The sequence below is a fragment of the Asanoa siamensis genome (assembly GCF_016862555.1).
GTDB classification, from domain to species: Bacteria; Actinomycetota; Actinomycetes; order Mycobacteriales; family Micromonosporaceae; genus Asanoa; species Asanoa siamensis.
Genome location: NZ_BONE01000020.1, coordinates 1 through 13,253 on the forward strand (window position 1 = coordinate 1; position 13,253 = coordinate 13,253).

The 13,253-nt window shown below is 71.6% G+C and carries 13 protein-coding genes, 1 tRNA gene, 1 pseudogene and 1 riboswitch; of the genes and pseudogenes, 6 read left to right on the top strand and 9 right to left on the bottom strand.

From position 1 onward, the window contains the following. Positions 1-101: 101 nt before the first annotated feature. Entirely contained in the window at positions 102-1,394 is a 1,293-nt protein-coding gene (locus Asi02nite_RS14185) for an aminotransferase class V-fold PLP-dependent enzyme (protein WP_203713198.1), read from the bottom strand. Between the two features lie 45 nt (positions 1,395-1,439). Continuing rightward, positions 1,440-1,552, bottom strand: a riboswitch (SAM riboswitch). 164 nt (positions 1,553-1,716) lie between these two features. On the opposite strand from Asi02nite_RS14185, the gene Asi02nite_RS14190 reads away from it, so the two are divergent. Next, positions 1,717-1,977 (top strand): hypothetical protein, encoded by a 261-nt coding sequence (locus tag Asi02nite_RS14190; RefSeq protein WP_203713200.1) that lies wholly within the window; start codon positions 1,717-1,719, stop codon positions 1,975-1,977. A gap of 133 nt (positions 1,978-2,110) precedes the next feature. On the opposite strand, the gene Asi02nite_RS14195 is transcribed toward Asi02nite_RS14190, so the two are convergent. Further along, a complete protein-coding gene (locus Asi02nite_RS14195; protein WP_203713202.1) occupies positions 2,111-2,479 on the bottom strand; it encodes a hypothetical protein in 369 nt (122 codons plus the stop codon). A 249-nt stretch (positions 2,480-2,728) separates the two neighbouring features. On the opposite strand from Asi02nite_RS14195, the gene Asi02nite_RS14200 reads away from it, so the two are divergent. Then, positions 2,729-3,103: a hypothetical protein gene (locus tag Asi02nite_RS14200; RefSeq protein WP_203713204.1), complete on the top strand. Its 375-nt coding sequence runs from the start codon at positions 2,729-2,731 to the stop codon at positions 3,101-3,103. Then, a pseudogene (locus Asi02nite_RS42560) lies at positions 3,082-3,273 on the top strand (tyrosine-type recombinase/integrase); the annotation flags it as partial. The gene Asi02nite_RS14200 and the pseudogene Asi02nite_RS42560, both read left to right, overlap by 22 nt. Before the next feature lie 26 nt (positions 3,274-3,299). Here the strand turns inward: Asi02nite_RS42560 and Asi02nite_RS14205 are convergent. Beyond that, positions 3,300-3,373, bottom strand: a tRNA-Pro gene (locus Asi02nite_RS14205). A gap of 114 nt (positions 3,374-3,487) precedes the next feature. Between Asi02nite_RS14205 and Asi02nite_RS14210 the strand changes: the two genes are divergently transcribed. Beyond that, positions 3,488-4,384, top strand: coding sequence for a PLP-dependent cysteine synthase family protein (locus tag Asi02nite_RS14210; RefSeq protein WP_203713206.1), 897 nt, complete (start codon positions 3,488-3,490; stop codon positions 4,382-4,384). On the opposite strand, the gene Asi02nite_RS14215 is transcribed toward Asi02nite_RS14210, so the two are convergent. After that, positions 4,353-5,639: a serine hydrolase gene (locus tag Asi02nite_RS14215; RefSeq protein WP_203713208.1), complete on the bottom strand. Its 1,287-nt coding sequence runs from the start codon at positions 5,637-5,639 to the stop codon at positions 4,353-4,355. The two genes, Asi02nite_RS14210 and Asi02nite_RS14215, sit on opposite strands and share 32 nt — an antisense overlap. Before the next feature lie 87 nt (positions 5,640-5,726). Continuing rightward, positions 5,727-6,929 (bottom strand): acyltransferase family protein, encoded by a 1,203-nt coding sequence (locus tag Asi02nite_RS14220; RefSeq protein ID WP_203713210.1) that lies wholly within the window; start codon positions 6,927-6,929, stop codon positions 5,727-5,729. A 318-nt stretch (positions 6,930-7,247) separates the two neighbouring features. Between Asi02nite_RS14220 and rho the strand changes: the two genes are divergently transcribed. Next, positions 7,248-8,438, top strand: a complete 1,191-nt coding sequence (rho, locus tag Asi02nite_RS14225) for a transcription termination factor Rho (protein ID WP_373312261.1) — start codon at positions 7,248-7,250, stop codon at positions 8,436-8,438. A 3-nt stretch (positions 8,439-8,441) separates the two neighbouring features. Here the strand turns inward: rho and Asi02nite_RS14230 are convergent, their stop codons facing one another. The 3 genes from Asi02nite_RS14230 to Asi02nite_RS14240 all read right to left on the bottom strand — a co-directional run bounded on the left by Asi02nite_RS14230 (position 8,442) and on the right by Asi02nite_RS14240 (position 11,858). Continuing rightward, the gene (locus tag Asi02nite_RS14230; protein WP_203713214.1) at positions 8,442-8,963 is read right to left on the bottom strand and encodes a DinB family protein; all 522 of its coding nucleotides are present in this window, start codon (positions 8,961-8,963) and stop codon (positions 8,442-8,444) included. 218 nt (positions 8,964-9,181) lie between these two features. Continuing rightward, positions 9,182-11,023: a VanW family protein gene (locus tag Asi02nite_RS14235; RefSeq protein WP_239126711.1), complete on the bottom strand. Its 1,842-nt coding sequence runs from the start codon at positions 11,021-11,023 to the stop codon at positions 9,182-9,184. Positions 11,024-11,120: 97 nt separating this feature from the next. Then, positions 11,121-11,858 carry a phosphotransferase family protein gene (locus tag Asi02nite_RS14240; RefSeq protein WP_239126712.1) on the bottom strand — a complete coding sequence of 246 codons (738 nt, stop codon included), beginning with the start codon at positions 11,856-11,858 and terminating at the stop codon, positions 11,121-11,123. A gap of 77 nt (positions 11,859-11,935) precedes the next feature. Here Asi02nite_RS14240 and Asi02nite_RS14245 point away from each other — a divergent pair, with 77 nt between their 5' ends. Beyond that, the gene (locus Asi02nite_RS14245) at positions 11,936-12,706 is read left to right on the top strand and encodes a hypothetical protein (RefSeq protein WP_203713218.1); all 771 of its coding nucleotides are present in this window, start codon (positions 11,936-11,938) and stop codon (positions 12,704-12,706) included. On the opposite strand, the gene Asi02nite_RS14250 is transcribed toward Asi02nite_RS14245, so the two are convergent. After that, positions 12,643-13,233, bottom strand: a complete 591-nt coding sequence (locus Asi02nite_RS14250) for a helix-turn-helix domain-containing protein (RefSeq protein WP_203713219.1) — start codon at positions 13,231-13,233, stop codon at positions 12,643-12,645. The genes Asi02nite_RS14245 and Asi02nite_RS14250 overlap by 64 nt on opposite strands. Positions 13,234-13,253: the final 20 nt, after the last annotated feature.

The following is a 13,253-nucleotide window of genomic DNA, read 5'->3' on the forward strand; positions in this document are numbered from 1 at the left end:
AGTCGTCGACGGTGAGCACGATGGGCAGCACCGACTCCGGCTCGGCGCCGGGTGCGCCGAGCTCGAGCGGAAGCTGCCGAGGAATACACACCCCTCAATGATCACAGCCGAACTTCGTTGTGGCCAACGGATTTCTCCACTCCCTGGGCCACCGCGGCGACGAGGCGGTCGACGTGGTCCTCCGTCGTGCCCGCACCGATGCTGGCCCGCAGCGCCGTCGCCGGCATCGGTCGCCCCGTGCGGCGGCCCGCGTCGGCGAGGAGCCGCCGGCTCAGTGGGTGCGCGCAGAACAGGCCCTCGCGTACGCCGATGCCTTCCGCCACGCTCAGCCACCGGGCCAGGTCGGCACTGTCGTGGGTGGACACAGCGAAGGAGACGATGCCCACGCGGTCGGTCGCCTCTGTCGCCTCCGGGAACGACCGCAGGACGGCGACACCGGGGATGGCGGACAGGCCGGCTTCCAGCCGCTTCGAGAGGACAGTCTCGTATGCCTGCCAGCCCACACCGTCCGAAGTGGTCAGTTCGGCGCAGACCGCGGCCAGCGCCACGGCACCGAACACGTTCGGGGTGCCGGCCTCGTGCCGGGCAGGCCCGTGCGCCCAGACCACGGTCGCCGCGGTGTCGGTGACCGAGGAGGTGGCGCCACCGCCCGAGAGGTACGGAGGTGCCGCGTCCAGCCAGTCGGCGCGGCCGGCGAGCACACCGCAGCCGAAGGGCGCGTAGAGCTTGTGCCCGGAAACGGCGACGTAGTCGGCGCCCCAGGCGGCGAGGTCGACGGTCCGGTGCGGCGCGAGTTGCGCGGCGTCGACGGCGACCCGCGCCCCGTACCGGTGGGCCTGCTCGACCAACGCGGCGATCGGCCATATCTCACCGGTCACGTTGCTGGCGGCGGTGACGGCGACGAGCAGCGGCCGTGCGGCGCCGTCGCGCGTCCTGACGGCGGCGAGGGCGTCGGCGAGCGAGGCGACGGCCTCGGCCGGGGATCCGGGGATGGGCAGGCGGTGGGCGCGCGGCCAGGGCAGCAGACCGGCGTGATGCTCGCCCAGGAAGGTGAGGGTCAGGGTCTCCGGCGGCAGGGCATGGGCGAGCAGGTTCATGGCGTCGGTGGTGTTCCTGGTGAAGACGACCTCGTCCGCGGGCCGGCAGCCGAGGAAGTCGGCGATGGTCTGCCGGGCACGCTCGTACGCGAAGGTCGTCTTCTGCGAGAGGGCGCCGGCGCCGCGGTGGACGCTCCCGTACCAGGGCAGCAGTTCCTGCACGGCCTCGGCGGCAACGCGCGCGACGGGGGCGGTGGCGGCATAGTCGAGATTGGCGAAGGCGACGCGGCGCCCATCTGGCAGCACGGCCTCAGGCGCGGGGGCGGCGAGATCGAGGTGGGTCACGTCGGCTGTCATGGGGGCCTCCCGGGGGTCCTCGGGACCCCGGCAGCCGTCGACCCGGGTCCGCGCTTGCCGAACGCGTTGGGCGTCGGCCAGGTCCTCACCCGGGGCACCCCGTCGCGAAGAAGGGTTGCCGATCAGCGAGCCGGGGCTTGACGCTGACACTCATGACCTGGCATCAGAATAGCCAGAACGCCCGGCGCCCCCTTCCGGCGGGGCGTCCGCGCCAAGCCCGAAAGGCACATCCATCGATCGGGTACGCCCTCAGATCCGCGCATGGTCCCGGGGGTGCAGGGTCGGAGAACCTGCCCGCCGGAGCCGTGAGTGTGCCTTGGCGGTGGCGGTGGCGGTGGCGCATCATGGCCTTGTGCATGATCGCGGGGCGGAGGTGGAACAGCTTCTCTACGAACTCTGCGTCGGGCTGGGCTTCTGCCTTCCATCGGAAGAAGGTCGCCGGCTTCGGGAAGCGCCGCCGGTCGATGTGGACGCCTTCACCGACGCGGTTCTGGTTGCGGAGGGGTATGGCGACATGAGTCATACCGACACCCGCCGGATGGTGCGCGAAGTGGTCGAGCGGCACATGAACACGTGGTTCTAGCCGTCGCCGGGCAGAAGATCCACGTCGGTATCCGTCACGCCGGGACCACTCCGGCCGTCGAAACCGCCGACACCACCTTCCGCGTCCATTGCGGCGACCAGCTCGCGCCCCCCGCCTTCTGACGGGTGTCGGATCAGGTGAGCTCGCATACTTCGCCGCAGGTAGGGCAGAAGGCCCGCTTCGCTGTGGACGTCACATCGACACCGCAGGTGCGACAGGTGCCCTGCTCATAGAGGTCTGGTTCCGGCCCGAAGCCACCCTCGTAGTAGTCCCGATCCGGCCAGGCCACCATCTCCAGCGTCACCGGCGGCTCGTCCGGCATCCTCGGCACGTTGGCATCAGCCCGGGTCGCCTCAGCCAGCACGAGCATGCTGGTAAGTCCGTACCCCGCTTCCCGATCGCCATAACCCGGCAGGACACGGCGCAGGACATCGACGAGTTCCGGCAGCGTCAACCTCCGCAGTTCGCGGGCAAGCGCTTCTCTGCCCTCGTCACCAGTCAACGGCCACCCCCAACGTCAGAACCAGTCGCGACGACATCAACCCGCGCCGCGGAGTCCTGCCGGAGCTGTGACACATCATGTGACGCCGATGGGTAACGGATCAACTGGAGCCCGACATGTGGCGGCCTAGCGTGTCCGGTCTCAGGACCTGCGTGAGTTTCCGCCCCGTGTTGGTGGAATTGAATCGACTCTCTTGATGCGACCGACCAGGAGGTACCTGCCGCGTTTGCGGAGTGGCTGTGCGGTCTGGTGTTCGACCGTAGCGAGTTCTGGTCTGGCCAATGGGGCGGCGGTCTGGTCCTCGATGGCGATGTCTGGCGACGGCCGGTCGCGCCAGCGCTGACCGTGCACATGCTCAACGTCCGCGTGATGTTGCCCTATCTCCTCGCACGCCGGACGGACGAACGCGCCCCGCACATTCGGTGGCTGTACCAGTTCGCAGTTGGGCAGGGGTACCGCCTTCCGCCTGGCGAGCAGCAGCGGCTGCGCTCGGCAATCGAGGAGCGCTGCGGGCGAGGCGCGGCGCCAATCGAGTTGCTCAGGCTTGCGACAGACGACCCGGTTGCGCAGCGCATGCTGCGCGACGCAGAGGACGAGGAGGCACGCTCGGGTACGACCACCTGAGGCGGCACGACCTGCGACACACCGGCTAAACCTGGCTGGCAGACGCGGACGTCCCGGTGCACGTGCTCCGCAAGATTGCCGGCCATGGGTCGCTGACCACGACCCAGCGGTATCTACACCCGGAGACCGCCAGCCGGTCCCCGAATGGTCCCCAGCGGGGCATCGCATGATCGCGAAATATGCCCCTCTACCTGTGTCGGGACGGCGGGATTCGAACCCACGACCCCTTGACCCCCAGTCAAGTGCGCTACCAAGCTGCGCCACGTCCCGTTGCCGCGCGAGGCGTTGCAGGTCTCGGCAGCCGTCACAGAGTAGCGCATCAGGGGTGTCGCGCGTTCGGCGCGGTCCGTAGTGTCGCCGTCAGGGCTGGGGCTGGAGGGGTTCATGGGGGGTCTGGACGCGATCGGGAACACGCCCTTGGTGGCGCTCGACCTGGGTGACCAGCGTGGGGAGGTCTGGGTCAAGGTCGAGTCCGCCAATCCGACCGGCTCCTACAAGGATCGTATGGCGCTCGCCATGATCGAGGCCGCCGAGCGGGACGGGCGGCTCCAGCCCGGCCAGACCGTCGTCGAATACACCGGCGGGTCAACCGGGTCGTCGCTCGCGTTCGTGTGCGCCGTCAAGGCGTACCCGCTCAAGATTGTGTCTTCCGATGCCTTTGCCGTCGAGAAGATCCGGACCATGCGGGCATTCGGGGCCGACGTCGAGCTCATCCACAGCCCCGGTGGGATCACGCCGCAGCTCATCCCGGCGATGGTGGCGCGAGCCAGACAGATCGCCGAGGAGACCGGGGCGTTCTGGACCGACCAGTTCAACAACACCGACATGACCGACGGCTACCGGCGGATGGGCGAGGAGATCCTCGAACAGGTCAAGACCCTCGACAGCTTCTGCGCGTACGTGGGGACCGCCGGCGCCTTCATCGGTGCCGCTCGGGCGATCAGGGAAAAGCTGCCGGCCGTGACCCGCGTCGCCGTCGAGCCGGCCGAGTCCGCCGTGCTGTCCGGCCGCGCCGCCGGCACCCATCACATCGAGGGTGGCGGCATCGGCTACTGGCCGCCGCAGCTCACGCGCGACGACTTCGACGAGGTGATCGCCGTGCCCGACGCGGTGGCCTTCGCGGAGGCGCGCACGGCCGCCCGGCGGCACGGCATCTTCAGCGGCCCGTCCACCGGCGCCAACCTCGTCGCCGCGCGGCAGGTCGCCGGCCGCGGGCAGCGCGTGGTCACCGTCCAGGTCGACAGCGGCCTCAAATACCTGTCCGGCTCGCTCTACGCCTGAACACGAGAACCAGCCCGCAGCCGAGCACGACCAGAGCAGAGCCCGACCACGCGAGGGTACGCACGGGCGCGCCCGTGATCGGCAGGCCGCCGACCGGTGGCGGGGTCCCGAGGTAGTCGTAGACCGCGCGGGCCAACTCCCGTACCGTCTCCGCCCCGTCGGTCTCCAGGCCCGAGGTCAGGAACGCGACCGCGACCTCCGTACCCGGGATGAGGTAGTAACCCACGTCGTGCGAGACGTCGGGGAGCTCGCCCGTCTTGTGCGCGACCGGCACCCCGCTCGGCAGCGCCGCGGGAATCTTGTTGTTGAGGGTCTGCTCGAGCATGAAGCTGAGCATCAGGTCGCGGTTGACCCGACCCAGGACGTCGCCGTCGTGCACCGCGCCGAGCAGCGAGATCACGTCGTCCGGGCTCGTGAAGTTCTCCGGCGGCGCCGGCTGGAGCATCTTGCGGGCCAGCACGGTCTCGCGCTGGTTCATCGAGTCGATCAGCGCGTTGACGGGGTCGAAGCCGCCCAGGTAGTCGATCAGCACGTTCGTCGCCGTGTTGTCGCTGTACTTGATCATGTATTGCGCCAGCCGGAAGAGCGTCACGTCCTGCGGGAAGTCCTCGTGCTGCAACTCGCCCGTCCCGCCGACCACGTCCGAGGGCAGCACCAGCACCGTGTCGGTGTAGCGCGCCTGCCCGCAGTCGATCCGGCGCATCAACTCGACCAGCACCCAGAGCTTGATCAGGCTGGCCGCCTTCGGGCGGAACCGGCCGGACACCGAGATCTGCTGGTCGCCGAAGCGGCCGGACAGGTCGCGCACCGACACGCCCGCGGTGACCGGCGCCGCGTCGACGATCGCCCGCAGCTTGGCGGTCAGCGGCTGGAGGCGGCGGCCGAGGGCGGGGTTCACCGGCGGCTGGGGGCTGGTCACGGTCGGGCCGGTCAGTCGCCGGCGGCCGATCTCCAGGGTGCCGGTCGAGCGGCCGACCAGCGGGACCCGGAACCGGAACGACTGGCCCTCGTAGGAGATGCGACCGACCGCGACGCCATCGGTCACCCGCATCCCGGGGTTGTAGACGCGCCCGGTGTCGACGGAGCAGGAGCGGTACCGGACCGTCTTCCCGTCGGCGTCCACCGAGAAGATCCCGTCGCCGGCCGGCATCCAGACGAGGCGCGCCGGCCGGTTATCCGGTCCGGATGCCAGCGCGGGCGGCGCCGCCACGAGCAGCACCACCACCGCGACCAGGGCCGCGTACCACCGCGCCATGCCAACCCCCACACAACGTGTCCTTCGAAACACGAAGCGTAGTTTTCGGGAGGGGTCCGGCGCGGGCGGCACGCCGCGCGAGCAGGATCAATAGACCATGACGAGGTACGCCGTGAAGACGGCGACAGCCGCCGCCGCCAGCGCCCGATGCCGTCGCGTGACGACCGCCGCCGGCCGCTCGAACCGCCGGACGAGGACCACGAGCAGCCCGAGCGCGATGATCAGCACCGGGAACCAGCCGAGCCGCTGCCCAACCCAACTCCCCGTCGCCGGCGCGTCGGTCAGCCCGGCGAACGACCCCAGCGACGCGGCGCCCGCCGACACCGCCACCAGCGCGGTCTGGTGCCAGCAGAAGATCGTCATCGCGCAGAGGTTGAGCACCGCGACGCCGGTCCACAGCGCCGGGCGCCGGTGCAGCAGCCGGTCGAACCGGTCCCGGAGGAGGATCGCCGCCCCGGCCTGCACCGCCGCGAGCGCCGGCACGAGCAGCGACGGCGGGTTCGAGTTGGACCGGCCCGCGCCCGGGACGGTCACCATGCTGGCCGGGTAGTGGGCCATCGCGAGCAGCGCGACGAACAGCGCGGCGCCGCCGCAGAGCAGCCGCCACGCGGTGGTCCGGGAGATGCCGCCGCGCGCCCACGCCACGCCGATCTGATAGGTGAACATCCACGCGGGTACGACCGTCAGATAGCCCGCCCAGTCGGGCGCCACACCGAGGCCGTAGCGGGCGACGTCCACCACCGCGACGGCGCCGGCCATCGGCAGCGCCGCGGCCCAGCCCCACCGCCGGTCGAGCCAGAGCGCCAGCGGTGTGAGCGCCGTCACCACCGCGTAGATGCCGATGAACCAGAACGGCTGCACCAGGAGCACCGCCCAGGTACGCAGCGTCGCCGGCGCCGCCCCGGCCAGGGCCGCCACCGGCAGCGCGGCGCTGACCAGGGCGACCGCAGCGACCACGGGCCACGCCAGGCGCAGGAAACGCCGCCGCAGCCAGTCGCGGTCCGTGCTGCCCCGGGCCCGCCAGCGTGTCAGTGAGGAGCCCGCCGCGTACCCGCCGACGAGAAAGAACACGCCGAGCATCTGCAGGATCCAGGTCATGGGCGCCAGCCACGCGGCGGCCCGCAGCGGGCTGTCCACCGCCAGCCCGCCGCCCGCCGCCGGGCTGAGCCCGCCGACCAACCAGTGTCCACACACGACACCGAGAATCGCCAGTGCCCGCAAGCCGTCGATGGCCCGTTCCCGGGGTGGAAGGGCGGTCGCGACCGGCGAGGGGGAAGCCGTCACGGTCATGGCATCGACGCTAGGTTCGAGGTTCCCCTAGACACATCCGGCGCACTCCCGGATCTGTGGTGGTGCAGTCCCCACCCGTAGGGGAAGTCCCGGGGTGCTTGCGGTCCGTCACCTGGGCGCGCTACGGTGCAACCAGGCCGTTCCCCCGCGGATGTGCGCAGCTGTCCTGCTGCCCCCCGGGGAGGCCCATTCATGATCGAGGCAACGCCCGGTCCCGACCACCCCCGCCGCCGCAGACGACGAGGGCGAACCACACCCCGCGAGGAGACGCGCGTGCGCGCAACCCCACCCCAGCACGATCCACAAGAGACTGATCCCGTGGACGGGATCGTCGACCAGCGTGGCGAGCAGTACTTCGTCCGTACGCAGGGCTACGCGCCCGGTCCGCACGACGCGTACCTGCCGCCGGCGCTGGTCCGCCGGCTCGGGCTGCGCCCCGGCGACCGCATCACCGGGACGCTCCGGGCCGAGGACGCCCATGGCCCTTCCTCAGGCGGACGTGGTCCGTCTTCGGGCGGGCGCGGTTCGTCGGCGGGCGGGCGTGGCAAGGCCAGGCCCGCCAAGGACCGGCCGAGTCCGGTCGAGACCGTCGACACCGTCAACGGGCGCGACCCGGAGCTGGCCAAGCGGCGCCCCGAGTTCTACGACCTGACCCCGATCCACCCGCACGAGCGGCTCCGGATGGAGACCGACCCGCGGGTGCTGACCACCCGCGTCATCGACCTGGTGATGCCGATCGGCAAGGGCCAGCGGGCGCTGATCGTCTCGCCGCCCAAGGCCGGCAAGACCGTGGTGCTCAAGGCGATCGCCCAGTCGGTGCTGCGCAACAACCCCGAGTGCCACGTGATGATGCTGCTCGTCGACGAGCGCCCGGAAGAGGTCACGGACATGCGCCGCTCGGTCCGCGGCGAGGTCATCGCGTCGCCGTTCGACCGCCCGGCCCAGGACCACACCGCCACCGCCGAACTGGCTGTCGAGCGCGCCAAGCGCCTGGTGGAACTCGGCCGCGACGTCGTCATCGTGATGGACTCGCTCACCCGCCTCGGCCGCGCCTACAACAACACGGCGTCGGGCAACAACAGCCGTACGCTCTCCGGCGGCGTCGGCGCCGCCGCCCTCGCCCCACCGAAGCGCCTCCTCGGCGCGGCCCGCGCGATCGACGGCGGCGGCTCCCTGACCATCATCGCCAGCGCCCTGATCGACACGGGCTCGCGCGGCGACACGCTGATCTACGAGGAGTTCAAGGGCACGGGCAACGCGGAGCTGACCCTGGACAGGGCGAGCGCGGACGGCCGCATCTTCCCGGCGGTCGACCTCAACGCCTCCGGCACGCGCAACGAGCACCTGCTGCTGCCCCCGGACGAACTGGCCGCCACCCACCTGCTCCGCCGCGCACTGGCGGGCCGCGACACGGCCCAGGCGCTGCCGCAGTTGCTCGAGCAGCTCTCACGTACGGGCAGCAACGCCGAGTTCCTGCTCCGCACCGCCGGCCACGCGCGCGTCGCCTGACGATCAGCCGCCTGCGCGGTGGAGATCGCGCAACAGCGCGATCTCGGCGCCGTGGTGGGTCTGCTCGTCGACGAGGGCCAGCACGACGTCACCGGCGCTGCGTGGTTCGCCGAGGTGGCTCGGCCGCAGTTCTCGCAGGCTTTCGTCGGTGGCCCGCTCCAGCCAGTCGCTGACGGGCGCGCGACTGTCCTGCCAGTAGGCGCGGGCCGCGGCCGCGGATCCCGGCACCACCAGGTCGGGAAACATCCGGACGCCGGGTCCGAACGCGTGCTCCCAGTAGATCCAGTTGCCGTTCGCGAGGTGCACCAGGCGCCACGCGATCGTCGTCAGGGGTGGCGGCTCCGGTGTCGTCCAGTCGTAGTCGATGTCCCATCGCCCGGGCAGGGTCGGATGCGCGCGGACGGTCCAACACCCGGGAGCCGGCTCCCAGAAGAACTCGGCGTCGGACATCCCGGCCAGGCGCCGCTCGAGCCGGTCACCGGACTCGCGCCACTGCCGCCGCAACACGTTGGTGGCGCTGACCATCGCCGAGCCCACCTCCACCTCGACAGACAGGCAGCCCACGATAGCCGCGCGGCCACTCAGGCCGGGGGCTCGTCCAGGACGAAGATGACGTACGCCTGACCGTTGGTCGAAGCCGTGAAGCGGGCCGCCGCGGCGAAGCCGAGGCCCGGCCCGTACGGCCCGGGCTGATGCGGGGACTGCGTCGACGTGGCTGGCGTCCGCTCGACTGACGCCGGGCGTCAGCCGCAGGTGAAGCGGGGCTCCGCCGCGTACGTCCAGGTGAACTTCTCCCGTTCCGTGACCTTGCCCGCCTTCTTGAAGACGCGGAACGCGTCCTGGGTGAAGCCCGGGATGCCGTTCGTCGCGATGCAGGTCGGGCCCTTCGCCAGCTTGATGACCTTCGGGCTCGTGATGTTGCGCCGCGGGCTGTATTCCGTGGTCACGCTGTCCCAGACCTTCGTGCTGTACATCGAGACCGTGATCGAGTTTGCGGTCCACGACGTGTCGATGACGACGCCGTACGGCGTGTTGTTGCGGAACTTCATGTCGAGGTCCGGCCAGAAGATCGTCGACTCGATGACCGCGGGATAACGATCGAAATAGTACGAGTGCGGCTTGTGCTCGACGTCCTCGAGCCCCGCGTAGTAGGCCGCGTTGAACAGGGTCGTCGTGAACTGTGAGGTGCCACCGCCGACGCCCGGCACGAGCTTGCCGTCGAGGATCACGGGCGCGTCCTGGTAGCCCTGCTGGTAGCCCCGCTCCCCCGTGTGCCCGTTCAGCGAGAACACCTTGCCCGGCTTGACCAGCGCGCCGTCGACCTCCTTGGCCGCCTGCACGATGTTCTGGCTGCGGGGCGCGGACAGGCCGCCGGTGAACCGGGTCGTGAACGTCGAGACGCGCTCCTTGATGCCGAGCTTGGCGATGTCGGCCGCGGTCGTCGCCGGTTTCGCGGTCACCAGCCTGCCGGCGACCGTACGTTCGGCGGCCGCCGAAGCGGGCAGCACCGCCAGCAGGTCCGTGGCGAGCGCGGACGTGTCGACCTGCCGGCCCTCCGTACCCTCGGTGACCTTCGGCTTTCCGCCCACGATCGCGACCCGCGCGTCCTTTGCCTCGGTCTCGACCGCGGCGAGCGGGCCCGTCAGCGCGGCGCGCAGCTTCTTCGCGTCCAGCGTCGGCTCGATCTTGCCGGCCTTGTCGGCGACCAGCCGCAGGCTCTTCGCGATCGCGGCCGGCGGCACCGTCACGTCGCCGCGCTCGGTCGTGACCGTCACCGGCGCCGACACCGCCGGGCGGGCGAACTCGGCGATCAGCTTGTCGACGTCCTCCTTCGTCGTGGCGGGATGGATCTCCACGATCGGCACGTCCACGGGGGCGCCACCGAGCCAGCCGGCGCGCACCGCTTCCGCCGATCGCGCGGCGTCGAGGCCGCGGCCCGGCTGGGGATAGTTCGGCTTCGGCGTCGTACCCGCGAACGTGATCGACGGCGGCTTCATCGCCCGCGCGTCCTTGCCCAGCGCCTGGCCCAGCAGGTCGTGCAGCTTGCGCTCGTCGAGGGTGACGACCGGGTCGACGGTACGCGCGCCGAGCAGCAGGCTGACCGGGTCGGGACGGGCCTCCATCGCGGCCGTGACGGTCGCCTCGACGTCGACACCGAGGCCGACGTCGGCGGGCACGACCTCGGCGGTCTGCTCCCCCAGCCGCAGCGGCACCGGCGCCCCGAGGGTGCCGATCTGCCCGGCCAGCCCGGCGTGCAGTGCGGCGACGGCCTCCGACCGGCTCTTGCCACCGATCTCGACGCCGAGCACCGTCGTGCCGCGGGGCACGTCACCGGCGTACGCGTAGGCGCCGGCACCGCCGATCGCACCCACGACGGCCGCGGTGATGCCGCCGATGAGGAAGAGCCGCCGGCGCGGCCTGGCCGGCGTTCGCTCGATCGGCGGACCCGCCTGTGCCGGGATGAAGCCCGGCGTGGTGGGCGGCGGGCCGACCGGGGCCGGGGTCGGTGGCGGGGTCCAGATCGGCGGTCGCGGCGCGGGGAACTGCACGGTCGGGGCGTCGTTGGCGTCCGGCTGCTGGTTCACTCGCCACCTCGGGGCTTCGACGGGCCGACCCGCGGGCCGACGGACGCGCGACGGCGCCCGCACGATGCTAGCGAGATTCGCCCCGAAGCGCGTCGCCTCACATCCGGGCGCGCAGCACGTCGAGCTCGCAGCCCGGCAGGGACGGGTCGAAGCCGTGCTCGACCAGCCAGCGGACCGCGATCAGGCTGCGCCACGACCACCAGCCGCGGATGACGTCGAGGTCGACGTCGGCACCGTAGCCGGCGATCACGTCGTCGAGGTGCTCCTCGTGCCCGAGGGTCAGGGTGGCGAGGTCGAAGAGGGCGTCGCCGGGGGCGGCCTCGGACCAGTCGATCACACCGACGACCGTGTCGTCCTCGACGAACACGTGGGTGATCTGCAGGTCGCCGTGGATGAACACCGGTTTCCACGGCCGCATGGCGGCCTGCGCCACCTCGCGGTTGCGGGTGATCAGGTCGCGGGGCAGGACACCGCCGGCGAGAAGCCGCCCGCACTCGTCGTCGAGGCAGGCGGCGAGCGCGTCGACGTCGGGACCGGGCCACGGCGGGAGGGGCGCGTCGTGCAGCGCGCGCACGGCGGCACCGGCGGCGACCCAGGCGGCGCGCGACGCGGGCGACGGCTCGCCGAGCCGGCCGAGTGCGGTGCCGGGCACGGCGGAGATCGCGAGCACGGGCGGCTCACGCCACAGGACCCGCGGAGTCGGGATGGGCGCGAGGGCGATCGCCTGGACCTCGACCTCGGTGCGCCGCGGGTCGACGTCGACCTTCAGGAACACGTCGCCGACGCGCAGGGTCGCCCGCTCACTGTGCGCGACGACGACCTCGATCTCCTCCACACCACCATTCTCCAAGCCGATCATCGACACCGCCGCTGGTTTATCCGCGCTTGCCGGGCCCCGCTAGGGTCCGTGCCGTGGATGTCGCCCGTACGTTCGTCGATGAGGTCGAGGGTCGGCAGCCCGGTGCGCTCGCCGGGTTGTTCCTGCACGGGTCGCTCTGCTGGGGTGAGTTCTTCGCCGGCAGCGATGTCGACTTCGTCGGTGTGTGGAGCCGGCCGCCCGACCACGGCGCGCTCGCCGCCGCCCACGAGGCAACCAAGGCGCGCCATCCGGACGTCACGTTCGACGGGTTCCACTGCTCCCCCGACGACCTCGCGGGCTCCGCGCTGGCCGTCGGGCCGCGACCCGTGTTCGTCCGGGGCGCGTTCGATCCCGCGGGCAGCATCGACATCAACCCCGTCACCTGGCACGAGCTCGCCGAGCGGGCCGTCGTCGTCCGCGGCACGCTGCCGCCCGTCCACACCGACCGGGCCGAGTTGCGCGCGTTCACCCGCGACAACCTCGACACCTACTGGCGTGCCTACATCCCCCAGATCGAGGCGGCCGGCGTCGAGGAGCTCGGCAAGCACGAATACTCGGTCGCGTGGGTCGTGCTCGGGGTCGCGCGCCTGCACCACCTGCTCGCCAAGGACGAGCTGACCTCCAAGAGCGGCGCCGGCCGCTACGTCGTCGCGGACCTGGACGCCCGCTGGCACCGCCTCGCCGTCGACGCGCTGCGCATCCGCGAGGAGCCGGAGAAGCCGACCAGCTACACCGACACGACCGCGCGCGGCCAGGAGACCTACGAGTTCCTGTGCTGGGCGGTCGAGGACGGGACGAGCGGGCGGCTGAGCACGACGAGATAGCGGCAGGGGCGGTCCGTCGCGTTCACGTAGGTGCCCGGCTTCGGTGCGCCGAGCTCCAGGCAGTCGCCGGCGTGCAGCTCGTGTTCCACCTCGCCCTCGCGGAAGCGCAGCGTGCCCTCCAGGACCCAGATCTGGTGATTCGCCATCTGGTACGACTCCGCCGGGTAGGCGACCTCCGCGCCCGCGGGCAGGTCGACCTCGACGAGCTGGGCCGGGCCGCCGGGTGGGGAGACCGCGCGACGGCGGTAGCCGGTGGCCGGGTCGACCCAGACCGGCTGCTCGGCCAACCGCGCCAGGCGACGGCTCCTGCCCTCGGTGCGGGCGAACAGCTCGGACAGGGTCAGCCCCAGCGCCGCCGTGAGGCGGCCCAGCAGCACCGCCGTCGGCTGTGCCTCGCCGCGCTCGACCTTCGCGATCATGGCGCGGGAGACCCCGGAGCGTTCGGCGAGCGCGCTGACCGAGAGGTCCGCGGTGGTGCGCGCCGCGCGGAGGGCTGTTGCGAGGTTCACCGTCAAGGCGTCGGTCATGGCCGTCACTATAGTCCCCA

What these genes read in the sequence shown, in the direction of transcription:
- Asi02nite_RS14210 (WP_203713206.1), top strand. Translation starts at nt 3,488, where the DNA reads ATGGGGGGTCTGGACGCGATCGGGAACACGCCCTTGGTGGCGCTCGAC.
- Asi02nite_RS14215 (WP_203713208.1), bottom strand. Translation starts at nt 5,639, where the DNA reads ATGGCGCGGTGGTACGCGGCCCTGGTCGCGGTGGTGGTGCTGCTCGTG.
- Asi02nite_RS14230 (WP_203713214.1), bottom strand. Translation starts at nt 8,963, where the DNA reads ATGGTCAGCGCCACCAACGTGTTGCGGCGGCAGTGGCGCGAGTCCGGT.
- Asi02nite_RS14250 (WP_203713219.1), bottom strand. Translation starts at nt 13,233, where the DNA reads ATGACCGACGCCTTGACGGTGAACCTCGCAACAGCCCTCCGCGCGGCG.
- Asi02nite_RS14185 (WP_203713198.1), bottom strand. Translation starts at nt 1,394, where the DNA reads ATGACAGCCGACGTGACCCACCTCGATCTCGCCGCCCCCGCGCCTGAG.
- Asi02nite_RS14220 (WP_203713210.1), bottom strand. Translation starts at nt 6,929, where the DNA reads ATGACCGTGACGGCTTCCCCCTCGCCGGTCGCGACCGCCCTTCCACCC.